Source organism: Nocardia sp. NPDC057353 (genome assembly GCF_042667085.1).
In the GTDB taxonomy this organism is placed as follows: Bacteria; Actinomycetota; Actinomycetes; order Mycobacteriales; family Mycobacteriaceae; genus Nocardia.
This window is the reverse complement of record NZ_JBHVAK010000011.1, coordinates 1-22,064: the sequence shown is the minus strand read 5'-3', so window position 1 is coordinate 22,064 and position 22,064 is coordinate 1. Positions and strand designations below refer to the sequence as shown.

Sequence of the window (22,064 nt, the reverse complement as noted above, 5' to 3'; positions counted from 1 at the left end):
TTGCGGCAACAATTCAACGGAGAATGTTGCACCACCGTTCGGTTCTGCTAGCGTCGAAGGGGTGTCCGCCTCCCTCGAGAACGCCGTGACCCGTGCCGATTCCGACACCGTCGAAGCACGGATCCTCGATGCCGCGCTCACCCGCTTCCAGGCCGTCGGCGTGAAGAAGACGACGATCGAGGACGTCGCCAGGGAAGCCGGGGTCGACCGGGTCACCGTCTACCGCCGCATGGGCTCCCGCGACGACCTGGTCCAGGCCGTCGTCAGCCGCGAGGTCGGCACGGTCCTGGCCGATATCGCCGACATCGCCGAGCGCCACGACACCGTCGACGACCTGGTCGTCGACATCTTCGTCACCGTCATCGACCGCTGGCGCACCAACCCCCTCGCCCAGCGCATGCTCTCCCTGGAACCCGAGCGCGTGGTCCTGAAGCTGACCTCCGAGGGCGCGACGACTTTCGCCATGTCCATCGCCGCCACCGCCGCCGCCCTCCAGCGCGCCGCCGACCGCGGATTGTTGAGTTCGCCGGACGACCTCGTCACCCGCGCCGAAATCGTCTGCCGCATCGTGCATTCCCTGATCCTCGCCCCGCACGGGAGCCGGGACCTCTCGACCCAGGCGGACCTCGAGGAGTTCGCCCGCCGCTACCTGGTCCCGATCATCGCGGGCTGACCTGGAGTGACGATCACGATGTACGTCGCGGAGGCTGCGCGATGAGCACCGTCGCCGCGGTCGTCGCGGCGCTGACACTGGCCGGGATCGCGGTGCTCCAGGCGCTCGCCGCCGCCGGTCGCCCCGTCGGCCGATTCGTCTGGGGCGGGCAGCACGAGGTGCTCCCGCCCAACCTGCGAATCGGCAGCGCGCTGTCGATCGTGCTCTACGCGGGTTTCGCCGCGCTGCTGTTCAGCCGCGCCGGGGTGCTCCCCGGCGGCACGACGCCGTTCGTCGAGGTCGCGACCTGGATCCGGTCGCGTACTTCGTGCTCGGCACCGCGATGAACGGCATCTCCCGAAGCCGAGCCGAACGCGCCGTCATGACACCCGCCTGCGTGGTCCTCGCCGCCACCACGCTCACCGTCGCCCTCGGCTGACCCCTTCTGCCAGACTCATCCGGGTGATGGGTGCCAAACAGCTCGAGATCGGCCTCCGCGTCCGCGACCTGGACGCCGCCTACGAATTGTGGCAGGCGGAAGGGTTGCCGATCATCAGCGAGCGGGAGAACGTCGTCTGGGCGCGCATCTTCTCCGGCCTCGACCCGGACGGCTACGAAATCACCTTCGAACAGTTCGAGTAGCCACAGAGCCCCCTGTCAGGATTGAACTGACGACCTTTCGCTTACAAGGCGAGTGCTCTACCACTGAGCTAAGGAGGCGGAAAAACGGTGCCATCATATACGGCACCGCACCGGGTGGCACGAGCGTTTCATGCCACCCGGTGAGGGGTTCGATCGTCCCGGCGCAGTATCGGAACGAGGGTCAGGACTGGGCGCCCTGGCGGGCCGCGTCGTCGGCGGCCATCGCGTCACGCAGGCTCTTGGGCCGCATGTCGGTCCAGTTCTTCTCCACGTACTCGACGCACGCGGCGCGGCTGTCCTCGCCGAAAACGACTCGCCATCCGGCCGGGACCTCCGCGAAGGCGGGCCACAGGGAGTGCTGTTCCTCGTCGTTGACCAGAACGAAGAAGCGGCCGTCTTCGTCGTCGAAGGGGTTGGTGCTCATTTCACCTCACTGGATACTGGCGCGTTGGTCAGAGATCGGGCTCGGGAACGACCACGATGGCCCCCGAGCGTAGTTTCGACCCTAGCAAGCCGGATGTTACGGCCGGGGCGTTACCTCAGGCAGCGAAGAAATCCAGCAGGATCTTGTTCACCGCTTCCGGGCGCTCCAGGTAACCGTAGTGCCCGGCGTCCGGAACCTCCTGGTAGCGGGCGTTCGGGATGACGTCGGCGACCTCGCGGGACAGGTAGGGCGGGATCATCCGGTCGTCGGCGAAACCGACCGCGAGGCACGGGACGGTGATGCCCCGGTAGGCCTGCACCCGGTCGAAGTCGTGGTCCATCTTGCGCTGCGCCCTGATGCCGGGGGTGACCGGGCCGCCGGTGAACTCGAAGAGGTCGAGCCAGTCGCGGGCGGCGTTGGTGTCGGCCATGGTGGCGGGCGAGAGGTTCATGACGGCGGTGAGCGCGGCCTCGTACTTGGCCGGGAGCCGGATGCCGCCCGCGTCGAGCTCGTGCTCGCCCGCCGAGAGCGTCTTCTGGAACTGGTCGAGCCTGCCGTGGCCCGCCATGAACACGGCCTTGCGGACCAGCTCCGGGCGGGCGAGGGCCAGCTCCTGGGCGACCCTGGCGCCCATGGAGGTGCCGACGACGAGGGCGGGGCCCTCGTCCAGCAGCTCGATCAGCCCGGCGGTGTCGGCGACCAACTGCTCGATGGTGATGCCGGACGCGGACTCGGAGGACGGGGCGATGCCGCGGTTGTCGAAGGTGCAGACGCGGTAGCCCGCGGCGACAAGGGCGGGCACCTGGTGCAGCTCCCAGACCCGGCCGGGGCTGCCGGTGCCCATGATCATGACGACCAGCGGCGCGGAGCCCTTGACCTCGGTGCCCCTGGTGCGGTCGCCCTTGACCTGGTAGTTGAGCGAAATTCCGTTCACCGTCGCCAGCGGCATCGTCGTCGGTCCTTTCGTGGGAGTGCTTCGTGGTCCACGGTATAGGGAGCGGGGCGGCGGTGTGCACGGCACCGGCCGGGCTGTGGACAACTCGGGGGGTGTGCACTAGTACTGCCCGGGGGGCATGCGGAGCGCGGGCGCGGGGTACCCGCTCACCGGCGCCGGATATCATTGACTATTCGCAGAGACCAGCGTATTAGCCGGGAGGACTGACAGATGGCCGCGAAGGGCAGCGCGAACGACATCGCGGACGACGATCTCGAGCCATTGGCCGACGAGACCGCGCGTCAGGCGCAGCGGGTGGTCGCGGCATACGCCGCGGACGCCGACGAGTGCCGGATGCTGCTGTCGATGCTCGGCATCGGCCCGAGCGTCCGCGCCGAGTAGCCCCGCCGGTGCGGTCGACGCCGAGGGCGCCGTCGACCGGCCGGACCGACACGACACAACAGCACACAGCGGCAGACGCTCGTCAGCGGCCTCGACGCGCAAAGGATGCGTGAGTGGATCACATGAACGACCACCAGTCCGACGACTCCGACACCGTCTCGCCCGGGTCAGGGCCGGAGCCATCCGGCCGCGCGGGCTCCGCCGCCGACTACGCGCCCGAGCAGGGCAGCGGCTCCGGCTTCGTGGTGGTCGCCAACCGGTTGCCGGTGGACCTGGAGCGGCTGCCCGACGGCACCCGCCGCTGGAAGCGCAGCCCCGGCGGGCTGGTCACCGCGCTGGAGCCGGTGCTGCGCAGCAACAAGGGCGCCTGGGTCGGCTGGGCGGGCATCCCGGACGTGGAGCTCGACCCGATCATCGAGGACGGCCTCGAGCTGCACCCGGTGCCGCTCTCCGCCGACGAGGTCGCCGACTACTACGAGGGCTTCTCCAACGCCACGCTGTGGCCGCTCTACCACGACGTCATCGTCCGCCCGGTGTACGACCGGGCGTGGTGGGCCGCGTACGTCGAGGTCAACCGCCGGTTCGCGGAGGCGACGGCCAAGGTCGCGGCGGAGAACGCGACCGTCTGGGTGCAGGACTACCAGCTGCAGCTGGTGCCGAAGATGCTGCGCATGCTCCGGCCGGACCTGACCATCGGCTTCTTCCTGCACATCCCGTTCCCGCCGGTCGAGCTGTTCATGCAGATGCCGTGGCGCACCGAGATCGTGGAGGGGCTGCTCGGCGCCGACCTGATCGGCTTCCACCTGCCCGGCGGCGCGCAGAACTTCCTCTACCTGGCCCGCAGGCTCGCCGGGCAGCCCACCTCGCGCGGCACTATCGGCGTGCGCTCCAAGCTCGGCGTGGTGCAGGTCGGGTTCCGGACGGTCCGGGTCGGCGCCTTCCCGATCTCGATCAACTCCGCCGAGCTGGACGAGCTCTCCCGGCGCCGGTCGGTGCGCGAGCGGGCCGCCAAGATCCGGGCCGAGCTGGGCAGCCCGAAGACCATCCTGCTCGGCGTCGACCGGCTGGATTACACCAAGGGCATCGACATCCGGCTGAACGCGCTGGAGGAGCTGCTGGTCGACGGCCGGGTGGACCCGACGCACACGGTCATGGTGCAGCTCGCCACGCCGAGCCGGGAGCGGGTGGACAGCTACATCCAGATGCGCGGCGACATCGAGCGCCAAGTGGGCCGGATCAACGGCGAGTTCGCCAGGGTCGGCTACCCGGTGGTGCACTACCTGCACCGGCCGATCCCGCGCGACGAGCTGCTGGCCTTCTTCGTCGCGGCCGACGTCATGCTGGTGACGCCGCTGCGCGACGGCATGAACCTGGTGGCCAAGGAGTACGTGGCCTGCCACAGCGGGCTGAACGGCACGCTGGTGCTCAGCGAGTTCACCGGCGCGGCGGCCGAGCTGCGTCAGTCCTACCTGTGCAACCCGCACGACCTGGACAGCGTGAAGGACGCCATCGTCGCCGCGGTGGACGACGACCGGGACACCAGGCGCCGCCGGATGCGGGCGCTGCGCAGGCAGGTACTCGCGCACGACGTCGACCGCTGGGCCAGGGCCTTCCTCGAGGCGCTCGCGCAGGACCAGGTGGCGGGCAGCGCGCTGGTCAGCGTGGACGACGAGGACGACGAGGTGGACCGCGACCCGGAGGACTGAGCGGCCCGCACAGCGACTTCACAGGAAAGGTCCAGGCAGTTCGGAGGACGGTGTCCGACGATGGTGTCCATGACTGGTGAACCGGCCGAAGCGCGGGTGCTCGTCGTGGACGACGAGCCCATGATCGTGGAGTTGCTGGCGGTGAGCCTGCGCTTCCAGGGCTTCGCGGTGGCGACGGCCGCGGACGGCGCGCAGGCGCTCGACCGCGCCCGCAGCTTCCGGCCGCAGGCGCTGATCGTCGACGTCATGATGCCGGGCATGGACGGTTTCGGACTGCTCCGCAGGCTCAGGGCCGACGGCATCGACGCGCCGGTGCTCTTCCTGACCGCGCGCGACGAGGTGCAGGACAAGGTCGCCGGGCTCACGCTCGGCGCCGACGACTACATCACCAAGCCGTTCTCGCTGGAGGAGGTGGTGGCCCGGCTGCGCGTCGTGCTGCGCCGGACCGGCCACGGCGAGCCGCCGAAGGAGAGCTCGCGGCTGCGCTTCGCCGATATCGAGCTCGACGACGACACGCACGAGGTGTGGAAGGCGGGCGAGCCGGTCGCGCTCTCCCCCACCGAGTTCACCCTGCTGCGCTACTTCATGGTCAACGCGGGCACGGTGCTCTCGAAGCCGCGGATCCTGGACCACGTGTGGCGCTACGACTTCGGCGGCGAGGTCGGGGTGGTCGAGACCTACGTGTCGTACCTGCGGAAGAAGGTGGACACCGGCAGTGAGCGGCTGATCCACACGCTGCGCGGGGTGGGGTATGTGATGCGCGAACCGCAGCGCGCCCGGTCGGGGCGGTGAACCGGGTCGCCGCACCGGTGGCGAAGGCCCGGGGTGCGCTCGGTGCCAGGCTGTCGGCGATCCCGCTGCGCGTCGGGCTGGTGTTGGCGCTGGTGCTGCTCTGCGCCGCCGGGCTGATCGCCTCCGGCATGCTGGTCACCTCCGCGCTGGAGCGCTCGCTGCTGAACCGCACCGACCAGCAGCTGCGCGAGGCCGCGCTGTCGTGGGCCAGGCCGGACCGGCTGGTCGGGCCGCTGCCCGCGGACGGCAGGCAGCCGCCGAGCCCGTTCTTCGTCGAAGTGGAGCGCCCCGACGACCCGGGGCGGCTGGTACTGCGCCCGTTCAACGTCGACGCCACCCCCGCGCTGCCGGAGCCGCCGATCGGGCGGCCGGTCACCGTCGACTCCACCGACAACCCCGATGTGCAGTGGCGGGTGCTGAGCCTGCGCACCCCCGACGGCGCCACCACGGTGGCCGCGCCGCTCACCCAGAACCGGGACACCGTTGACCAGCTGGTCATGCTGCTGGTGGTGGTCGGGGTGCTGGTGCTGGTCGCGCTCGCGGTCGCCGCGTACTTCGTGATCAACCGGAGTCTGCGGCCGCTGCGCGTCGTCGAGCGCACCGCCGCCGCCATCGCCGCGGGCGACCTGCACCGCCGGGTGCCGCAGCAGAGCACGAGGACCGAGGTGGGCAGGCTCTCGCGCTCGCTGAACGGCATGCTGGCGCAGATCCAGCGCGCGTTCGAGGCGCGCACGGCGTCCGAGGAGGCGGCGCGGCACTCCGAGGAGCGGATGCGCCGCTTCGTCGCCGACGCAAGCCACGAGCTGCGCACCCCGCTCACCACCATCCGCGGCTTCGCCGAGCTGTTCCGGCAGGGGGCGACGAGCGACCCCGCGCTCTTCATGGACCGGATCGAGCGCGAGGCGCAGCGGATGGGGCTGCTGGTCGAGGACCTGCTCATGCTGGCTCGGATGGACGCCGACCGCCCGCTCGACCTGGCGCCGGTCGACCTGCTCGCGCTGGCCAGCGATGCCGTGCACAGCGCGCGGGTGCTCGCGGGGGCGGGGCACACCATCGAGCTGGAGGTGCGGCCGGGCACCGGGACGCTGGAGGTGCTCGGGGACGACACCCGGCTGCGGCAGGTGCTGAGCAACCTGCTGAGCAACGCCGTCGTGCACACCCCGGCGGGCACCGCGGTCACCGTGCGGCTCACCCCCGCGGCGGACGAGGTCGTGCTGGAGGTGGCCGACACCGGGCCGGGGCTGCCAGCCGAGGAGGCGGAGCGGATCTTCGAGCGCTTCTACCGCACCGACACCTCGCGGGCCAGGGCCAGCGGCGGGACCGGGCTCGGGCTGTCGATCGTGCGGGCGCTGGTGACGGCGCACGGGGGTGCGGTGCGGGTGGCGAGTGCGCCGGGGCAGGGCACCACGTTCACCGTGCGGCTGCCACGGGAGGTCACACCGGGGTGACGGCGGCGACCAGCCAGCGGTCGCCGTCGCGGTTCAGCTCGACCGAGACGCGGCTGCCGCTGGTGGTGCCGTCGGGGCTGTCCTTGCTGGTGGTGATCTGGTTCAGGAAGAGCATGACCACGGCGTTGTTCGCGTCGGCGGAGACGATGCCTGCGGCCTGGGTGTCGGCCTGCACGCTGAGCTGCTTCTCCTTGGCGCCGGGGGCGATGGCGTCCTGGATCAGGGTGAGGTAGTCGGCGCGGAAGTCGGGGGTGAGGTTGTCGGCGGCTTTGGGCAGCTCGGTGTCGACGGTGTTGAAGTCGTAGCTGAACATGGCGGCGACGGTGCGGCTCGCGGTGCTGGTGGCGTCGGTGCGGGCCTGTTCGGTGCGGTTGTCGTCCCACAGGCGGTAGCCGTTCACGCCCGCCAGGACGGCGGCGGCGAGCAGCAGGACGGCCGCTGCACCGGCGAGGATCTTGGTTCGCGATAGCTTCATGCCACGAACTCCACTTTCGACGCGGTGAGGCCCTCGTCGCCGCGGGTGACGGTGACGCGGAACCGGTAGTAGCGGGTCTGCGGCTCGGCCTGGCCCGCGTTGGTCAGGGTCTGCTTGGCGGCGACCAGGACCTGGGCGGAGTTCTCGTCGTCGCGCTCGAGGGCGGCTTCGACGATGTCGCCGGTGGAGACGACCTTGGCCTGCTGCACGATGTCGGTGAAGGGGTCGACGCGGCCGTCGAACTCGGTCTTGAAGTCGCCGGAGGCCACCGAGAGGATCCGGTCGATGTCCTCCTTGGCGGAGTCGGCGCGGATCGTGGTCAGGTTCAGGACCGTCTGGCGGGCGGTTTGCAGGTACTCGTTGCGGCGCTCGTCCCTGGCGTCGTCGGCGCGGACCGCGAGGGTGGAGAGGACCGCGCTCACCACGATGGCGATGGCGGCGACCGCCGCGGCGGCGGAGAGTGCGACGCGCTTCCACGAGCGCCCCGACTCCGCCTGCTCCTCGGCGGGCAGCTCGTCGCCCTCCTTGTCGAGCGCGACCTTCGCCGCCGCGGGCGCCGCCTTCGGCTTCGCCTCCGAGAGCGGGGACTCCGCAGCGGTGGCGGACGCAGCCGCGGACTTCGCCTCGACCGGCGCGATCTTCGACCCGCCGGCGGACTTCGCCTCCGAGGAAGCGCTCTCAGCCCCAGCCACAGGCTTCGCCTCGGCGGGCGCGGCTTCCGTCGCAGCCGCGGACTTCGCCTCGGCGGGCGCGGTGCCCGACGCGGCCGCAGGTGCCTTCGCGGGCGCAGGATCGGACGCAGCCGCAGCCGGCTTGGCCGCCGCGTCGACGGCGGGCGAACTCACCTCCGCGGCGGAGCCGGACCCTACCGCGTCAGCGGAACCGGCACCTTCGGGTGCGGCACCCGACATATCCCCGCCGTCGGCGGGCGGCGGCCCCGCCGAGCGCATGGCCCGGCGACGAGCACGCGGCTTGTCGTCGTTGATCTCGCTCATCGTTGCTGCTCCTCCAGCATCGCCTGCCAGCTCGACGGTACCGTGCCCGACCCGTCGACCACGTCGGCTTGCCGATACGAACGCCCGTCGGGGCCCAGGTAGACCCCCGACCCGGGGTCGTAGGCCCTGGCCGAGGCTGGGGTGACCGTCGGGGCGTCGCCGCCACCGGTGTACCCGGCGGGCGCGACCGGCTGCGGCGGCCCGAACGGCGGGTTGTTGCCGAGCGGGGTGTAGTCGCCGGTGCGGCAGAGCTCCGGGGTGGGGGCGCGCCGGTCCGGGAACTCCGCGCAGGGCGTGTTCCTGATCCCGCGCACCGCCTCGGCCGCGTCCTGCGGCACCTTGCAGTACAGCCCGGACGGGGTGTCCGGGATGTCGAGCAGGGTGGGGTCGCGCCGCTGCTCGGGGGGCAGGAAGCCGGTGGTGCACGGCGGCGGGTCGTTGACGGTCACCATGAAGTCGACCATCGCGCCGTACTCCAGCGGCCCGCGCACCGCGGTGAGCAGCGCCGCCACCAGCGGCGGGTAGACGACCAGGATCTGCTCCAGCCCGGCGTGGTAGATGGTGCCGACCTGCCCGACGCTCACCAGGTTGGCGAGCAGCAGCGGCAGCGTCGGCCGCAGCGTCGCGAACAGGTCGCTGACCTGCTGCATCGCGCCGGGGCCCTGGCTCAGGATATTGCGCAGCGCGGGGTCGTGCGCCCGCAGCTGGTCGGTGACGGTGGCGAGGTCGGCGGTCCAGCTGCGGATATTGGCGTCCGACTGCACCTGGGTGTCGAGCAGGGGGCCGATCTGGTCCAGCAGCTGCTTGGTCGGCTCGACGCTGTCCTGCGCCTCCTGCACCAGCAGCGCGGCCGAGTCGATGAAGCGCTGCAGGTCGGGCCCGGCGCCGTTGAAGGCGCGGAACGCCTCGTCGATCACCTGGCGCAGCCTGGTGTCGGCGACGCTGGAGAGCAGCCGGTCGGTCTGGTCGAGCAGCGACCCGACATCCTGCGGCAGCTTCGTGCGCTCCACCGGGATGACGTCGCCGTCGCGCAGATCGCCGTCGCCGCTGCGGTTCTCGGCCGGGATGAGGTCGACGTACTGCTCGCCGATGGCGGAGACGCTGCGCACCCAGGCGTCCACGTCCTCGGGGATCTTGTGGTCGCTGTCGATGGAGATGACGGCGTCCACCCCGGCGGGCGTCAGCTTCACCTCCTCGACCTTCCCGACATTGGTGCCGCGGTAGGCGACATTGGCGTTCGGGTAGAGCCCGCCGGTGGCGGCGAGCTCCACGGTGACCTGGTAGCGGCCGATGCCGAGCATGGCGGGCACACCGACGTAGGTGCCGCCCATGATGATCAGCCCGACCGCGGTCAGGATCGCGAAGATGACCAGCTGGATGCGGACGAAGCGGGTGAGCGTCATTGCCCGGCACCTCCTGCTCCGGGCAGCGGCACGGTGAGGCCGGGAATGGCGGGCAGCCCCGGGATCGGCGGCAGCCCGGGAATGGTCGGGCTCGGGCCCGGCGCCTGCTCGGGGGTGGCGAGCGGGCCGAGCGCGGGGTTGCCCGGCTGGCTCGCGGTCTCCGGCGCGATGGTGCCGAGCACGCCCTCGATCCCGCCGAACCGGCCGCCGAGCGGGGTGCCGGTGAGCCAGTTCGAGTCCAGCCGCGCGGCACGCAGGTCGAGCGTCATGAAGAGGTTGAGGTAGTCGCCCTTGATCGCCCGGTCCAGGTTCTTCATCGGGAACGGGAAGGTCGCGATGATCTTGAGCGACTCGGTGAGGTTGTGCCCGGTGTCGGCGAGCGTCTGCAGCACCGGGTGCAGCGCGGCGAGGTTGGCCTTCAGGTCGTCGCCGCTGGCGTCGATGATCCGCTCGGTGACGTCGCTGAGTTCGCCGAGCGCGGTGATCGCCCTGGTGATCTCGGCCTGCCGGTCGGCGAGCACGGTGAGCGCGGGGTGGATGTCGGTGATGGCGGCGGCGAGCACGTCGCGCTGCGCCACCAGCTGCCCGCCGAGCCGGTCCAGCCCGCCCATGGCGTCGATGATGCTCTGGGTCTGCCCGTTCAGGCCGATGGTGAGGTCGTTGAGCTGGACGATCAGGTCGCGGACGTCGTCCTCGCGGCCGGTGAGCGCGGTGTTCAGCTCGCGGGTGATGTTCTCCAGCTGGGAGATGCCGCCGCCGTTGAGCACCACCGAGAGCGAGGAGAGCACCTGCTCGGTGGTCGGGTACACCGAGGCCCGGTCCAGTGGGATGGTGTCGCCGTCGCGCAGCTCGCCCTCGGGGGCGACGTTCTTCGGCGGCGCCAGCTCGACGTGGTTGCTGCCGAGCAGGCTGGTCTGGCCGATGGCGGCGGTGGCGTTGGCAGGCAGCCGGACGCCCTGCTCCAGCGAGACGGTGACCAGCGCGTGCCACCCCTCGACGTCGATGTCGGCGACGGTCCCGACCGTCACGTCGTTCACCCGGACCGGCGAGTTGCGGGTCAGCGTGGTGACATTCGGCATCTGGATGCGCACCTCGTAGGCGCCCGCGTCGGTGCCCTCGGCGCCGGGCATGGGCAGCGAGTTCAGCCCGTCCCACTCGCAGCCGGTGGTGCCGAGCGCGACGGCGGCGGCCGTGGCGAGCACGGCTAGACATCGGCGGTTCATCGCCCACCTCCCGGAATGGCGAGCCCGGCCAGCCCCTGCGGCACCGAGATCGGTGCCTGCGCGGGCGCGGGCGGCTGATCCCGCGGCCCCTCGGCGGCCAGGCTCGGCGGGCTGTAGACGAGCTGGTCCGGGAAGGCGGTGACGCCGGTCGCCGGGTTGGTCATGATCGGCAGGTAGTTCATGCCGAGCGACTGGATGACCGGGGCGAGGAACTCGTTGCAGAGGTCGGCGCTGCGGTCGGACTGGTTCTTCTCCAGCGCGCGCACCGAGCCGCAGAGGAAGCTCATCGGGTTGCCCGGGTTGGCGAGCGCGATGGCGCCGGTCAGCGTGCCCTGGGCGGGCTTGTAGAGCTGGTAGAAGTTCACCAGCGCGGTGGGGCCGGAGTGCAGCGCCTGCTCCAGCTCCGGCCGCTTGTCGGCGAGGATCTGGGTGGCCTGGGCCAGCTTCTGCACGCTGTCGGTGAGCTGGGTGCCGCTGTCGTTCAGGAAGCGGCTGACGTCCGCGATGGCGAGGTCCAGGTTGTCCAGCCCGGCGCCGAGCTCGGCCGATACCCCGGCCAGCACCGAGGAGACCGAGGCCAGCCTGCCGCCGAACTGCACGATCTGCTCGTTGCTCGCGCTCAGCACCTCGACGAACTTCTGCAGGTTGCGAATGGTGCCGAAGAGGTCGGTGCGGCCGTCGGAGAGCGTGGTCAGGGTGGCGGAGAGTTCGCGCAGGGTGTCCCGGAAGCGGTCGCCGTTGCCGTCCAGGTTGTCCGCGGCCACGTTCACGAAGCGGCCGAAGGAGCCCTGCTCGTCGTCGCCGACCGGGCCGAGCGCGGTCGCCAGGTTGGAGAGCTCGGTCTTGATGTCGTCCCACTCGACCGGGACCGCGGTGCGCTCCATGCCGATGGTGGCGCCGTCGGCCAGCTTCGCGCCGCCGGTGTAGGCGGGGGCGAGCTGGATGAAGCGCGCGGAGACCAGCGAGGGGGCGATGAGCACGGCGCGCGCGTCGGCCGGGACGTCGACGCCGCGGTTCAGCGTCATGGTCACCGCGACCTTGTCGTCGCCGGGCTCGATGTCGTCGATCCGCCCGACCTTGACCCCGAGGATTCGGATGTCGTCGCCCTCGTAGAGCCCGGCGGTGGAGGGGAACTCGGCGGTCACCGTCGTGGTGCCGATATTGCGCAGGCCGAAGTACCCTGCGACCGCGAGCAACGCGACGACCAGCACCGCGGCCCCGATGGCGAGGCTCCGGCGCGGGATTCTGCTGACGGTGTTCCGCACGGTCATCGCGGCGGCTCCTGAACGGCGGGCCCGATCGAGGGCGGTGGGTCGGCGAGGTACTGGCGCAGCGAGTCGGGCAGGTGCTGCGGCCAGACCAGCGAGTCGACCAGGATCTGCAGCCCGGTGCTGGTCGCGTTCACCACGTACGCCTGGAAGTACGGGCCGCTGCCGACCTGCTCGCCGAGCGCGGCGGAGAACGGGCCGAGCCGGTCCAGCGCCAGCGAGATGTTCTCCCGGTTCCTGGTCAGCAGGTCGAGCACCTGGTCCAGCTTCTGCAGCGCCGGGTTCAGCTGGGCCTCGTTGTCGGCGATCACCCCGCGCAGCTGCTCGGCCAGGCCGTTCACGTAGACGATGAGCTGGCTGAGCGCGGCGCGCCTGCGGTCCAGCTCGCCGAGGAGCTCGTTGCCGTCCAGCAGCAGCGCGTTGATCTGGGTGCCGCGCTCGGCCAGGATCTCGGTGACCCGCTGCGCCCTGGCCAGCAGGTCGGTGAGCGCCTGGTCGCGGGTGTTGATGCTGCGCGAGAGCGCGGTGATGCCGTCCAGCGCGGAGCGCAGCGGGGCTGGGGTGTCGGCGAAGCTGACCGAGAGCGCGTCCAGCGTCTCGTCCACCCGCTGCATGTCCAGCCCCTGCACGGTGCCCGCCAGGTCGCCGAGCGCCTCGTTCAGCGAGTACGGCGAGTTGGTCCGCTCCAGCGGGATGGTATCGGTGGCGCGCAGCGTGCCCGGCCCGTCCGGCACCACCTCGAGCGACTTGCGGCCGAGCACGGTGTTGGTCTTGATCGCCGCGCCGGTCTTCTCGCCGAGCACGATCGTCTCGTTCAGGCTGAAGGTGACGAGCACCTTGGCGCCGTCCAGCCGCACGTCCTCGACCCGGCCCGACCGCACCCCGGCCACCTGCACCGGGTCGCCGGGGACCAGCCCGCCCGCATCGCCGAAGAAGGCGGTGTAGGTGGCGCCGGAGCGGATGAAGGGCAGCCGGTCGAACTGCAGCGCCGACAGGGCGACGGCGACCGCGAGTACGAGGCCGACGATGCCGATGGTCATGGTGGGGGAACGCTGGTCGCTCATTCGGTGTCAGCGCACCTTCCACTCGACTGCGGACCGGGCAGGTTGACCTGGATCGGCTGCCCGTCCGGGCCGTCCATCACGATGTTCGTCTCGCAGACGTAGAGCTGCAGGAAGGAGCCGTAGGAGCCGATCCGGATGAGCTTGCGGTAGGTCTCCGGCAGCTTGTCCAGCACCCACTGCACGGTGTCCTCGCCCGCGTTCAGATTGGTCGCCAGCCGGTCGGTCTGCGCGATGGTGGCGCGCAGGTCGGGGCGGGCCTGGGCGAGCAGGTCGGTGAGGTCGCCGGTGGCGCCCGCGATCCTGGGCAGCGCGGCGCCGATCGGGTCGCGGTCCGCGGCCAGCCCGCTGACCAGCCGCTGCAGCTCGGCGATGGTGGTCTCGAACTGGTCGCCGCGCTCATCGATGGTGGCGAGCACGGTGTTCAGGTTGGTGATCACGCTGCCGATCAGGGCGTCCCGGTCGGCCAGGGTGCGGGAGAACGAGCCGCCGCTGTTCAGCAGCGAGACCAGCGTGCCGCCCTGGCCCTGGAAGATCTGCAGCAGCGCGTTGGTCAGGTCGTTCACCTGGCCCGGGTCCAGCCCGCGGAGCAGCGGCTTGAAGCCGCCGAGCAGCATGTCCAGGTCGAGCGCGGGGGCGGTGCGCTCCAGCGGGATGGTGCCGCCCGGCGGCAGCTCCTCGGCCGCGCCCGGCCCCTCCAGCAGCTCCAGGTAGCGGTCGCCGACCAGGTTCTCGTACCGGATGGCGGCCCTGGTCCCGGTGAAGAGCGGGAACCGGCGGTCGACGTCGAACTCGACGTGCGCGCGGTGGTCGTCGCCGACCTCCACCGAGGTCACCGAGCCGACCGGGACGCCTGCGATCCGCACCTTGGCGCCCGGCAGCATGCCGGACGAGCTGGTGAAGACGGCGTGGTAGCCGTCCTCCCGGGAGAACCGCATCTGGCTGAAGACCACGACCAGCCCGGCGAAGATCAGCGTCATCACCACGGTGAAGATGCCGAGTTTGATCGCGGTGGCATTGCTGCGTTTCACGGCTGTCCCACCCCCGGCATCCCCGCGAAGAGGATCTCGAACACCTTGGGGCCGTTCAGCCTGAGCGTGGTGCTCGGGGTGTACGGCGAGCCCTCGCTGGTGTCGGTGACGGTGTAGTCCGAGTGCATGCCCGGGTAGCGGTCGGAGATGCCGCGGCAGCTCGGGCCACCGGTGGCGTTCACCTTGGGCAGGTCGCGCGGGTAGGTGTACGGCTCGGCGCCGTACATGAAGTTGGTGTTCAGCGCGACTCCCTCCTGGCCGCCGCCGAAGACCGCCTCGCCCAGCGGCAGCGCGGTGGCCAAGCCGTTGACCAGGCAGTACAGCGCGGGTGCGTACTCGTTCAGCAGGCCGGTGGTCGGTGCGAGCAGGTCGAGGGCGGTGATCACCTGGGTCTCGTTCTCGCGCAGCACCGCGCCGGTGGTGTCGGCCATGCCGATCAGGTTCAGCAGCAGCCCGTCGAAGTCCTGCTGCCGCTCGACGATGGTGCCGCTGGTGACGGTCAGGTTGTCGATCGTGCGGAGCAGGTCGGGGGCGGCGTCGGCGTAGATGTTCGTGACCTGGCCGGTGGCGTCGAGGTCGCGCTGCAGCGTCGGCAGGTACGGGTTCATCTCGCGCAGGTAGGCGTCGCTGGTGCTGAGCAGCTCGCCGAGCTCCTCGCCGCGGCCGTCCAGCGCCGAGCCGACCGCGGCCAGCGTGGCGTTCAGCTTCTCCGGCTGCAGGTCGTTCAGCACCTGGGAGAGGTGCTGGAAGATGGTGTCGAACTCGACCGTCACCGACTCCGCGGAGACCGTCGCGCCCGCCCGCAGCGGGGTGCTGGACGGGTCGTCCGGGATCACGAAGTTGATGTACTTGGCACCGAAGACGGTGGTCGAGCGGATGTCGACGCGGGCGTTCGACGGCACCAGGTGCAGCTGGTCCGGGTCGAGCGCCAGCGCGATCCTGGCGTCATCGCCGGTGGTGTCGACGCCGGTGACCCGGCCGATCTCCACCCCGCGCACCCGCACCTTGGCGTCCGGGTCGAGCACGAGCCCGCTGCGCGGCGCCTCGACGGTGACCGCCGCGACCGGGGTGAACCCGCCCACGAACATGGTCAGCGCCACCGCGGCCACCGCCACCAGCACAAGCACCATCGCCAGCCCGGCCAGTTTGAGCCCGAACCGCTCCCGGAACCGGGCGCCACGGCCCGTCCCGGCCGCGCGTTGCTGCGTCGTCATGGTCCGCGTCACCCCGAGAGATGGAAGTTGCCGGAGGTTCCGTAGATCGCCAGCGAGATCAGCAGCGTCACCGAGACCACCGCGACCAGCGAGGTGCGCACGGCATTGCCGACCGCGATGCCGACGCCGACCGGGCCGCCCGCCGCGGTATAGCCGTAGTAGGTGTGGATCAGCATGATCGCGAGCGCCATGAAGATGGCCTGCGCGAAGGACCACAGAATGTCGCTGGGGATCAGGAACGTGGAGAAGTAGTGGTCGTAGACGCCCGCCGACTGCCCGTAGATGACCACGGTGGCGAAGCGGCTGGCCACGAAGGAGGCGATCACCGCGAGCGCGTAGAGCGGGATGATCGCGATCATCCCGGCCAGCACCCTGGTGCCGATCAGGTACGGCACCGGCCGGATCGCCATGGATTCCAGCGCGTCGATCTCCTCGGCCACCCGCATGGCGCCGAGCTGCGCGGTCGAGCCCGCCCCGATGGTGGCGGCCAGGCCGATGCCGGAGATCACCGGCGCCGCGATCCGCACATTGATGAAGGCGGCGAAGAAGCCGGTCAGCGCCTCGACGCCGATATTGCCGAGCGAGCTGTAACCCTGCACCGCGATGGTGCCGCCCGCGAAGAGCGTCAGGAACCCGACGATCACCACCGTGCCGCCGATCACCGCGAGCGCGCCGGTGCCCATGCTGATCTCGGCGATCAGCCGGATGGTCTCGGTGCGGTAGTGCACCAGTGCGCGCGGCACCGAGGCGAGCGCCTGCATGTAGAAGACGGCCTGCTTGCCGATCGCGTCGAGCGAATCCGAGCTGCGGCGCAGCCTGCGGACCGCGCGGGGGAAGCGGGACTGGATCACGAAGGCCATGGCGTCACCGCACCGTGAACTTGATGCCTGCGGCGGTCACGACCACGTTCACCACGAACAGCGCCATGAAGGCGAAGACCACCGTCTGATTCACCGCGTCGCCCACGCTCTTCGGCCCGCCCTTGACGTTCAGCCCGAGGTAGCAGGCGACCAGCCCGGCGATCAGCCCGAAGAGCCCGGCCTTGATCTCCGAGATGATCAGCTCAGGCAGGTGGGTGAGGAGCGTGATCCCGTTGACGAAGGCGCCGGGGTTCACGTCCTGCAGGAAGACCGAGAAGAGGAAGCCGCCCGCGATGCCGATCGTGCAGACCAGGCTGTTCAGCATGAGCGCCACGAACATCGAGGCCAGCACGCGCGGAACCACAAGGCGCTGAATCGGATCGATGCCGAGCACCCGCATGGCGTCGATCTCCTCGCGGATGGTGCGGGCGCCGAGGTCGGCGCAGATCGCGGTGGCGCCCGCGCCCGCCACGATGAGCACCGTGACGATCGGCCCGACCTGGGTCACCGAGCCGAAAGCGGCCCCGGCCCCACTCAGGTCGGCGGCGCCGATCTCGCGCAGCAGGATGTTCAGCGTGAAGCTGACCAGCACCGTGAACGGGATGGCGACCAGCAGCGTCGGCACCAGCGACACCCTGGCGATGAACCAGGACTGGTCGATGAACTCGCGCGCCTGGAACGGGCGGCGGAACATTGCGCGCCCGACGTCCGCGGTGAGTTCGAAGAATCCCCCGACGGCCCTGAGGGGCACAGCAAGGACGGGGTTCATCGGCGATCCTCCTTGCTCGACCCTGCTTCGCATGATTAGAACATGTTCACCCCGGAATAATGTGGATTTAAGCACTTTGAAGTGCTGATTTCCTTCTATTTCCGGACTGGAATTGTAACGAGTGTCTATTCAGAGTTGGACAGGTGTCTGTGAGGCACCCCACAGCGCAACCCCATGTCTACCCTGCGTGGCCGCGACGATCAACAGTCCTGGACGGCCGATCAGATCGCGGTTCGATGTAGGTACGGCTATCAGCCCAGGTCGTTCAGTGACTTGGCGGAGAAGGTACGCCCCGCAGGCCGGTCGGCGAAGTAGGCGCCGAGTGTCTCGGCCAGTCCGGCGTCGGACCACTCCGCGCCGTCCGCGTCGAAGCGCTGCTCGACCTCGGGCGCCGCCATGAGCGCAACCATCGGGCCGTACACCACGAAGACCTGCCCGCTCACCGCTTCCGCGGCGGGCGAGGCCAGGTAGGTCACCAGCCGGGCCACGTGCTCCGGCGCCAGCGGATCCACGCCGTCGGCGGGCGCGTCGCTGAAGACCGCCGCGGTCATGGCGGTGCGGGCGCGCGGACAGATGGCGTTGGCGCGCACCCCGAATCGGGCGAAGCCGCGCGATGCCGAGAGCGTCAGCGCGGTGATGCCCGCCTTGGCGGCGGCGTAGTTCGCCTGCCCCTCCGGGCCGAGCAGCCCGGCCTCGGAGGAGGTGTTCACGATCCGGCCGTAGACCGGAGCGCCCGCCGCCTTGGACTTGCCGCGCCAGTAGGCGCCCGCGTTGCGGGTGAGCAGGAAGTGCCCGCGCAGGTGCACCGCGAGCACCGCGTCCCACTCCTCGTCGGACATGTTGAACAGCATGCGGTCCCGGGTGATCCCCGCATTGTTGACCACGATGTCCAGCCCGCCGAATGCCTCGTCGGCAATGGCGATCAGCGCGTCGGCGGTGTCCCGCTCGGCGATGCTGCCCGCCACGAACTCGGCCTTCACGCCGAGCGCCCGGATGGCATCCAGCGTCTCGGCGACCGCCTCGTTCTCGCTCAGGTCGTTGACCACGACCGAAGCGCCCGCGGCGGCGAGGGCCAGTGCCTCGGCCCTGCCGAGCCCGGCGCCCGCGCCGGTCACGATGGCAACTCGCCCCGCCAGGATCGGTTCTGCTTCGCTCACGGCGCCGACTTTAGAACGTGTTCCAGTTCACCGCAAGCAATTCTCACGACAGCCGCAGCGCGGCCTTGGGGCACTGCGCCACCGCCTCCTGCACGGCGGCCCGGTCGCCATCGGCCACCTCGTCGCCGTGGATGTGCAGGTAGTCGTCGTCGTCGAGTTCGAACACGTCGGGGGCGATTCCGACGCAGACACCGTTGGCTTCACACTGGTCGGTATCCAAATTGATCTTCATCGAGTTCTCCTCTGCCGGGGCTGCAGGCCGACGCGCCGGATCCGATCCGGGTCGTAGACCAATACTGGAACATGTTTCAGCCGATATGCAATGATCGGGACAATCCATTCCCGTCGAAGCCCCTCGAGTGGCTCTCCTCGACCGATCCGAGTATGAGGTTCTGCCGATGCGCATCGCGTACACGCCGCAACAGGAACAACTCCGCGCCGAGCTCCGCGCCTACTTCGCGAAGCTGATCACCCCCGAGCGCCGGGCGGCGCTGAGCGCGCAGACCGGCGAGTACGGCCAGGGCAATGTCTACCGCGAGGTCGTCGCCGAGATGGGCAGGGACGGCTGGCTCGCGCTCGGCTGGCCGGAGGAGTTCGGCGGCCAGAACCGGCCGATCCTGGACCAGCTCATCTTCACCGACGAGGCCGCCATCGCGGGCGCACCGGTGCCCTTCCTGACCATCAACTCGGTCGCGCCGACGATCATGCACTACGGCACCGACGAGCAGAAGAAGTTCTTCCTGCCCAAGATCGCCGCGGGCGAGCTGCACTTCGCCATCGGCTACTCCGAGCCGGGGGCAGGCACCGACCTGGCCTCGCTGCGCACCAGCGCGGTGCGCGACGGCGACGACTACGTGATCAACGGCCAGAAGATGTGGACCAGCCTGATCGCCTACGCCGACTACATCTGGCTGGCCGTGCGCACCGACCCGACTGCCCGCAAGCACAAGGGCATCTCGATGCTCATCGTGCCGACGACCGCGGAGGGCTTCTCCTGGACGCCGGTGCACACCATGGCGGGCCCGGACACCAGCGCCACCTACTACCAGGACGTCCGCGTTCCGGTGACCTCCCTGGTCGGCGCGGAGAACGGCGGCTGGTCGCTGGTCACCAACCAGCTCAACCACGAGCGGGTCGCGCTGACCTCCGCCGCGGCGCTGCAGCTCGCGCTGCGGCAGACCGTCGAGTGGGCGCGCGAGACCACGGCGCGGGACGGCAGCCGGGTGATCGACCAGGAGTGGGTGCAGCTCAACCTGGCCAGGGTGCACGCCAAGGTCGAGCACCTCAAGCTGCTGAACTGGGAGATCTCCAGCCGGGCCGACGCCGGTGGCGACGCCGCGCCGCGGCCGTGGGACGCCTCCGCCTGCAAGGTGTACGGCACCGAGCTCTCCACCGAGGCGTACCGGCTGCTCATGGAGGTGCTCGGCCCGCAGGCGTACCTGCGCCAGGACTCCCCCGGCGCGGTGCTGCGCGGGCGGCTGGAGCGGATGCACCGGGCCGCGCTCATCCTCACCTTCGGCGGCGGAACCAACGAGATCCAGCGCGACATCATCGCCATGACCGCGCTGCGCCAGCCCGCGGCCGCCCGCTGAACTTCACCGAAGAGGTCGATAAACCATGGATTTCACCCCCACCGAGGCGCAGCAGGACCTGGGCAAGCTCACCGCGGAGGTGTGCGGCAAGCTCGTCACCTCCGACCGGCTGCGCGAGCTCGACACCGCCGCCGTCCGCTTCGACGAGCCGCTCTGGGCGGCGCTGACCGAGGCCGGGGTCCCGGCGGCGACGCTGCCCGAGGCGGCGGGCGGCAACGGCTTCGGCGTGCTGGAGCAGACCGCGGTGCTGCGCGAGCTCGGCAAGCACGTGGCGGCGGTGCCCTACCTGTGGTCCGCGGTGCTCGGGGCCGGTGCGCTCGCCGAGTTCGGCACCGAGGCGCAGCGCGAGCTGGCCGGGCGGGCGCTGCTCACCGTCGCGCTGGCCGAGGAGCGGAACTGGGGTGGCGTTCCCGCGGCCACCGGGGTCGCCGACGGCGACGCGCTGACGGTCACCGGCGAGCTGATCACGGTGCCGTTCGCGGCGCAGGCCGAGCGGATCCTGGTGCCGGTGGCCGTCGGCGATGCGGTCGCCGTCGCGCTGGTCGACCCCGCCGGGCCCGGCGTCACCGTCACCGAGCAGCTGGTGGTCGACCGCAGCCCCGAGTACCTGGTCGCGCTGGCCGACGCCCCCGCCGAGCTGGTCGGGACCGTCGAGAACGGCGCTCAGGTGCTCGACTGGCTGCGGCTGCGCGCCTGGCTGGGGCTCTCCGCGCTGCAGCTCGGCACCCTGGAGCGGGCGCTGGAGCTGGTCGCCGGGTACGCCCGCGAGCGCGAGCAGTTCGGCAAGCCGGTCGGCAGCTTCCAGGCCGTCGCGCAGCGCCTCGCCGACGCCTACATCGACGTCCAGGGGCTGCGCCTCGCCGTCACCCAGGCGGCCTGGCAGCTCGCCGAGGGGCTGGACGCGGCAGGCGCGGTGCACACCGCCAAGTTCTGGGCCGCCGAGGCCGGGCACCGCGTCGCGCACACCGTGGTGCACGTGCACGGCGGCGTCGGCATCGACCGCGACCACATCGTGCAGAGCTACTTCATCGCCGCCAAGCACAACGAGTTCGCCCTCGGCGGCGCCACCGACCACCTCCGCGCCATCGGCGCGCTCTACGCCGACCGAGCGGACATCGCCCCGGTCTAGGAGATCACGCTCCCCTGCGCTCGGCGGCGGCCCGGCGCCGGGCGTCGACGGCCTCGTTGTCGCGGGAGAAGTCGACCTGCGCGGCGGGGTTGGCGACGGCGGTGACGATGCAGCTGCCGAAGACGCCGTCGGCGTCGAAGAGCGTGGCGGTGCCGACCGAGACTCCATCGACCGCGATGTGATTGTCCGCCTCGACCCCGAGCGAGGTCCCGCGCGGCAGGCGGGCGAGCGCGAGCGTCAGGTCACCGTTGATGAACCCGACCCCTTCGCTCCCCCAGTTCGTCATGAGGCTGGTGGACTCGCCGATCACCGCGGCGGCCGCGAACGGCCCGGTGGGCTCGTCGAGCAGCACCGGGACCGGCTCCTGCCAGCAGCGCTTGCGGCTGTCGTTCTGGTGGTCGCCGAGCTGCGAGCTCCACCCGGCGGGGTGCGCGTCGCTGCCCCAGATGTGCGTCGCGGTCCCGGAGCGCAGCGCGGCGGGCGGCGGCGCGGGCTGCTCGGCGCGGGTCCAGAGCGCGCCCGGCGGCTGCTCGGAGCGGCGCAGGAAGACCGCGCTCGCCCTGGCGACGACGTTCCCGTCCTGCCGCAGCTCGGCGTCGGCGACCACGATCCGCCGCCCGGTGCGCGCCGCCTCGGTCGCGACCTCGAGCGGCTTGCGCAGGGTCGGGCGGAAGAGGTCGACGGTGAGCCGGGCGGGCACGAACTCCGGCGAGCCGTACTCCCGGTCCAGACACTCGGCGAGCAGCCCGCAGAGCGCGGGCCCGTTCACCATGTCCGGCGACCACGCGCTGGCCGCCATGGCCAGCGGCGTGAACCCCTGCTCGGCGGTGCGCTCGAAGAACGCCCACGGAAGACTCATCTCACCCTCCACACACAGACGACGGGCC

Annotated in this window: 24 protein-coding genes and 1 tRNA gene; 9 read left to right on the top strand and 16 right to left on the bottom strand. The window is 70.9% G+C overall.

The genetic code is table 11. The annotated features are described in order from the left end of the window. The first annotated feature begins 61 nt into the window (after window positions 1–61). The 3 genes from ACFUUZ_RS07920 (at window position 62) to ACFUUZ_RS07910 (ending at window position 1,294) form a co-directional block, all read left to right on the top strand. Entirely contained in the window at window positions 62–673 is a 612-nt protein-coding gene (locus ACFUUZ_RS07920; RefSeq protein WP_378693717.1) for a TetR/AcrR family transcriptional regulator, read from the top strand. 41 nt (window positions 674–714) lie between these two features. Continuing rightward, window positions 715–999 (top strand): hypothetical protein, encoded by a 285-nt coding sequence (locus ACFUUZ_RS07915; protein ID WP_378693715.1) that lies wholly within the window; start codon window positions 715–717, stop codon window positions 997–999. 118 nt (window positions 1,000–1,117) lie between these two features. Beyond that, the gene (locus ACFUUZ_RS07910; RefSeq protein ID WP_378693714.1) at window positions 1,118–1,294 is read left to right on the top strand and encodes a VOC family protein; all 177 of its coding nucleotides are present in this window, start codon (window positions 1,118–1,120) and stop codon (window positions 1,292–1,294) included. 6 nt (window positions 1,295–1,300) lie between these two features. Here ACFUUZ_RS07910 and ACFUUZ_RS07905 read toward each other — a convergent pair. From ACFUUZ_RS07905 to ACFUUZ_RS07895, 3 genes are all read right to left on the bottom strand, one after another. Beyond that, window positions 1,301–1,372, bottom strand: a tRNA-Thr gene (locus ACFUUZ_RS07905). Between the two features lie 103 nt (window positions 1,373–1,475). Continuing rightward, window positions 1,476–1,718, bottom strand: a complete 243-nt coding sequence (locus ACFUUZ_RS07900; RefSeq protein WP_011207082.1) for an MbtH family protein — start codon at window positions 1,716–1,718, stop codon at window positions 1,476–1,478. Window positions 1,719–1,833: 115 nt separating this feature from the next. Next, window positions 1,834–2,667 carry an alpha/beta fold hydrolase gene (locus ACFUUZ_RS07895; RefSeq protein WP_378693711.1) on the bottom strand — a complete coding sequence of 278 codons (834 nt, stop codon included), beginning with the start codon at window positions 2,665–2,667 and terminating at the stop codon, window positions 1,834–1,836. A gap of 216 nt (window positions 2,668–2,883) precedes the next feature. Between ACFUUZ_RS07895 and ACFUUZ_RS07890 the strand changes: the two genes are divergently transcribed. The 4 genes from ACFUUZ_RS07890 to ACFUUZ_RS07875 all read left to right on the top strand — a co-directional run bounded on the left by ACFUUZ_RS07890 (window position 2,884) and on the right by ACFUUZ_RS07875 (window position 7,000). After that, complete coding sequence (locus ACFUUZ_RS07890) at window positions 2,884–3,054, top strand: hypothetical protein (RefSeq protein ID WP_378693709.1); 171 nt, start codon at window positions 2,884–2,886, stop codon at window positions 3,052–3,054. 122 nt (window positions 3,055–3,176) lie between these two features. Then, on the top strand, window positions 3,177–4,760 hold the full coding sequence (locus tag ACFUUZ_RS07885) for a trehalose-6-phosphate synthase (protein WP_378693924.1): 1,584 nt from the start codon (window positions 3,177–3,179) through the stop codon (window positions 4,758–4,760). A gap of 69 nt (window positions 4,761–4,829) precedes the next feature. Beyond that, window positions 4,830–5,552, top strand: coding sequence for a response regulator transcription factor (locus tag ACFUUZ_RS07880; protein WP_378693707.1), 723 nt, complete (start codon window positions 4,830–4,832; stop codon window positions 5,550–5,552). Window positions 5,553–5,611: 59 nt separating this feature from the next. After that, window positions 5,612–7,000 (top strand): sensor histidine kinase, encoded by a 1,389-nt coding sequence (locus tag ACFUUZ_RS07875; RefSeq protein ID WP_378693922.1) that lies wholly within the window; start codon window positions 5,612–5,614, stop codon window positions 6,998–7,000. On the opposite strand, the gene ACFUUZ_RS07870 is transcribed toward ACFUUZ_RS07875, so the two are convergent. From ACFUUZ_RS07870 to ACFUUZ_RS07815, 12 genes are all read right to left on the bottom strand, one after another. Further along, window positions 6,987–7,475: a h domain protein gene (locus ACFUUZ_RS07870; protein WP_378693706.1), complete on the bottom strand. Its 489-nt coding sequence runs from the start codon at window positions 7,473–7,475 to the stop codon at window positions 6,987–6,989. The genes ACFUUZ_RS07875 and ACFUUZ_RS07870 overlap by 14 nt on opposite strands. Next, window positions 7,472–8,167 (bottom strand): hypothetical protein, encoded by a 696-nt coding sequence (locus tag ACFUUZ_RS07865; protein ID WP_378693704.1) that lies wholly within the window; start codon window positions 8,165–8,167, stop codon window positions 7,472–7,474. Before ACFUUZ_RS07865 ends, ACFUUZ_RS07870 begins: the two co-directional genes overlap by 4 nt. A gap of 299 nt (window positions 8,168–8,466) precedes the next feature. After that, window positions 8,467–9,873, bottom strand: a complete 1,407-nt coding sequence (locus tag ACFUUZ_RS07860) for an MCE family protein (RefSeq protein WP_378693702.1) — start codon at window positions 9,871–9,873, stop codon at window positions 8,467–8,469. Then, window positions 9,870–11,096, bottom strand: a complete 1,227-nt coding sequence (locus tag ACFUUZ_RS07855; RefSeq protein WP_378693700.1) for an MCE family protein — start codon at window positions 11,094–11,096, stop codon at window positions 9,870–9,872. The genes ACFUUZ_RS07860 and ACFUUZ_RS07855 overlap by 4 nt, the downstream gene beginning before the upstream one ends. Beyond that, on the bottom strand, window positions 11,093–12,367 hold the full coding sequence (locus ACFUUZ_RS07850) for an MCE family protein (protein ID WP_378693698.1): 1,275 nt from the start codon (window positions 12,365–12,367) through the stop codon (window positions 11,093–11,095). The genes ACFUUZ_RS07855 and ACFUUZ_RS07850 overlap by 4 nt, the downstream gene beginning before the upstream one ends. Next, a complete protein-coding gene (locus tag ACFUUZ_RS07845) occupies window positions 12,364–13,428 on the bottom strand; it encodes an MCE family protein (RefSeq protein WP_378693697.1) in 1,065 nt (354 codons plus the stop codon). Before ACFUUZ_RS07845 ends, ACFUUZ_RS07850 begins: the two co-directional genes overlap by 4 nt. Next, window positions 13,425–14,456, bottom strand: coding sequence for an MCE family protein (locus tag ACFUUZ_RS07840; RefSeq protein WP_378693695.1), 1,032 nt, complete (start codon window positions 14,454–14,456; stop codon window positions 13,425–13,427). The genes ACFUUZ_RS07845 and ACFUUZ_RS07840 overlap by 4 nt, the downstream gene beginning before the upstream one ends. Then, window positions 14,453–15,586 carry an MCE family protein gene (locus tag ACFUUZ_RS07835; RefSeq protein ID WP_378693920.1) on the bottom strand — a complete coding sequence of 378 codons (1,134 nt, stop codon included), beginning with the start codon at window positions 15,584–15,586 and terminating at the stop codon, window positions 14,453–14,455. The genes ACFUUZ_RS07840 and ACFUUZ_RS07835 overlap by 4 nt, the downstream gene beginning before the upstream one ends. Window positions 15,587–15,678: 92 nt before the next feature. Beyond that, window positions 15,679–16,530: an MlaE family ABC transporter permease gene (locus ACFUUZ_RS07830; RefSeq protein WP_378693693.1), complete on the bottom strand. Its 852-nt coding sequence runs from the start codon at window positions 16,528–16,530 to the stop codon at window positions 15,679–15,681. A gap of 4 nt (window positions 16,531–16,534) precedes the next feature. Continuing rightward, window positions 16,535–17,299 carry an MlaE family ABC transporter permease gene (locus tag ACFUUZ_RS07825; protein WP_378693691.1) on the bottom strand — a complete coding sequence of 255 codons (765 nt, stop codon included), beginning with the start codon at window positions 17,297–17,299 and terminating at the stop codon, window positions 16,535–16,537. Window positions 17,300–17,550: 251 nt separating this feature from the next. Next, window positions 17,551–18,456 (bottom strand): 3-oxoacyl-ACP reductase, encoded by a 906-nt coding sequence (locus ACFUUZ_RS07820; protein ID WP_378693689.1) that lies wholly within the window; start codon window positions 18,454–18,456, stop codon window positions 17,551–17,553. A 43-nt stretch (window positions 18,457–18,499) separates the two neighbouring features. Then, entirely contained in the window at window positions 18,500–18,688 is a 189-nt protein-coding gene (locus tag ACFUUZ_RS07815; protein WP_378693687.1) for a ferredoxin, read from the bottom strand. Window positions 18,689–18,854: 166 nt separating this feature from the next. On the opposite strand from ACFUUZ_RS07815, the gene ACFUUZ_RS07810 reads away from it, so the two are divergent. After that, window positions 18,855–20,048 (top strand): acyl-CoA dehydrogenase family protein, encoded by a 1,194-nt coding sequence (locus ACFUUZ_RS07810; protein ID WP_378693685.1) that lies wholly within the window; start codon window positions 18,855–18,857, stop codon window positions 20,046–20,048. Window positions 20,049–20,073: 25 nt separating this feature from the next. Next, complete coding sequence (locus tag ACFUUZ_RS07805; RefSeq protein WP_378693684.1) at window positions 20,074–21,177, top strand: acyl-CoA dehydrogenase family protein; 1,104 nt, start codon at window positions 20,074–20,076, stop codon at window positions 21,175–21,177. 4 nt (window positions 21,178–21,181) lie between these two features. Here ACFUUZ_RS07805 and ACFUUZ_RS07800 read toward each other — a convergent pair whose 3' ends face one another. Further along, on the bottom strand, window positions 21,182–22,036 hold the full coding sequence (locus ACFUUZ_RS07800) for an acyl-CoA thioesterase domain-containing protein (protein ID WP_378693682.1): 855 nt from the start codon (window positions 22,034–22,036) through the stop codon (window positions 21,182–21,184). Window positions 22,037–22,064: the final 28 nt, after the last annotated feature.

Excerpts from the sequence above, each read along its gene's own strand:
- ACFUUZ_RS07850 (WP_378693698.1), bottom strand. The coding sequence starts at position 12,367 with ATGACCGTGCGGAACACCGTCAGCAGAATCCCGCGCCGGAGCCTCGCC.
- ACFUUZ_RS07855 (WP_378693700.1), bottom strand. The coding sequence starts at position 11,096 with ATGAACCGCCGATGTCTAGCCGTGCTCGCCACGGCCGCCGCCGTCGCG.
- ACFUUZ_RS07860 (WP_378693702.1), bottom strand. The coding sequence starts at position 9,873 with ATGACGCTCACCCGCTTCGTCCGCATCCAGCTGGTCATCTTCGCGATC.
- ACFUUZ_RS07830 (WP_378693693.1), bottom strand. The coding sequence starts at position 16,530 with ATGGCCTTCGTGATCCAGTCCCGCTTCCCCCGCGCGGTCCGCAGGCTG.
- ACFUUZ_RS07890 (WP_378693709.1), top strand. The coding sequence starts at position 2,884 with ATGGCCGCGAAGGGCAGCGCGAACGACATCGCGGACGACGATCTCGAG.
- ACFUUZ_RS07915 (WP_378693715.1), top strand. The coding sequence starts at position 715 with ATGAGCACCGTCGCCGCGGTCGTCGCGGCGCTGACACTGGCCGGGATC.
- ACFUUZ_RS07800 (WP_378693682.1), bottom strand. The coding sequence starts at position 22,036 with ATGAGTCTTCCGTGGGCGTTCTTCGAGCGCACCGCCGAGCAGGGGTTC.
- ACFUUZ_RS07845 (WP_378693697.1), bottom strand. The coding sequence starts at position 13,428 with ATGAGCGACCAGCGTTCCCCCACCATGACCATCGGCATCGTCGGCCTC.
- ACFUUZ_RS07885 (WP_378693924.1), top strand. The coding sequence starts at position 3,177 with ATGAACGACCACCAGTCCGACGACTCCGACACCGTCTCGCCCGGGTCA.
- ACFUUZ_RS07870 (WP_378693706.1), bottom strand. The coding sequence starts at position 7,475 with ATGAAGCTATCGCGAACCAAGATCCTCGCCGGTGCAGCGGCCGTCCTG.
- ACFUUZ_RS07900 (WP_011207082.1), bottom strand. The coding sequence starts at position 1,718 with ATGAGCACCAACCCCTTCGACGACGAAGACGGCCGCTTCTTCGTTCTG.
- ACFUUZ_RS07910 (WP_378693714.1), top strand. The coding sequence starts at position 1,118 with ATGGGTGCCAAACAGCTCGAGATCGGCCTCCGCGTCCGCGACCTGGAC.
- ACFUUZ_RS07880 (WP_378693707.1), top strand. The coding sequence starts at position 4,830 with ATGACTGGTGAACCGGCCGAAGCGCGGGTGCTCGTCGTGGACGACGAG.
- ACFUUZ_RS07815 (WP_378693687.1), bottom strand. The coding sequence starts at position 18,688 with ATGAAGATCAATTTGGATACCGACCAGTGTGAAGCCAACGGTGTCTGC.
- ACFUUZ_RS07810 (WP_378693685.1), top strand. The coding sequence starts at position 18,855 with ATGCGCATCGCGTACACGCCGCAACAGGAACAACTCCGCGCCGAGCTC.
- ACFUUZ_RS07805 (WP_378693684.1), top strand. The coding sequence starts at position 20,074 with ATGGATTTCACCCCCACCGAGGCGCAGCAGGACCTGGGCAAGCTCACC.
- ACFUUZ_RS07835 (WP_378693920.1), bottom strand. The coding sequence starts at position 15,586 with ATGGTGCTTGTGCTGGTGGCGGTGGCCGCGGTGGCGCTGACCATGTTC.
- ACFUUZ_RS07825 (WP_378693691.1), bottom strand. The coding sequence starts at position 17,299 with ATGAACCCCGTCCTTGCTGTGCCCCTCAGGGCCGTCGGGGGATTCTTC.
- ACFUUZ_RS07895 (WP_378693711.1), bottom strand. The coding sequence starts at position 2,667 with ATGCCGCTGGCGACGGTGAACGGAATTTCGCTCAACTACCAGGTCAAG.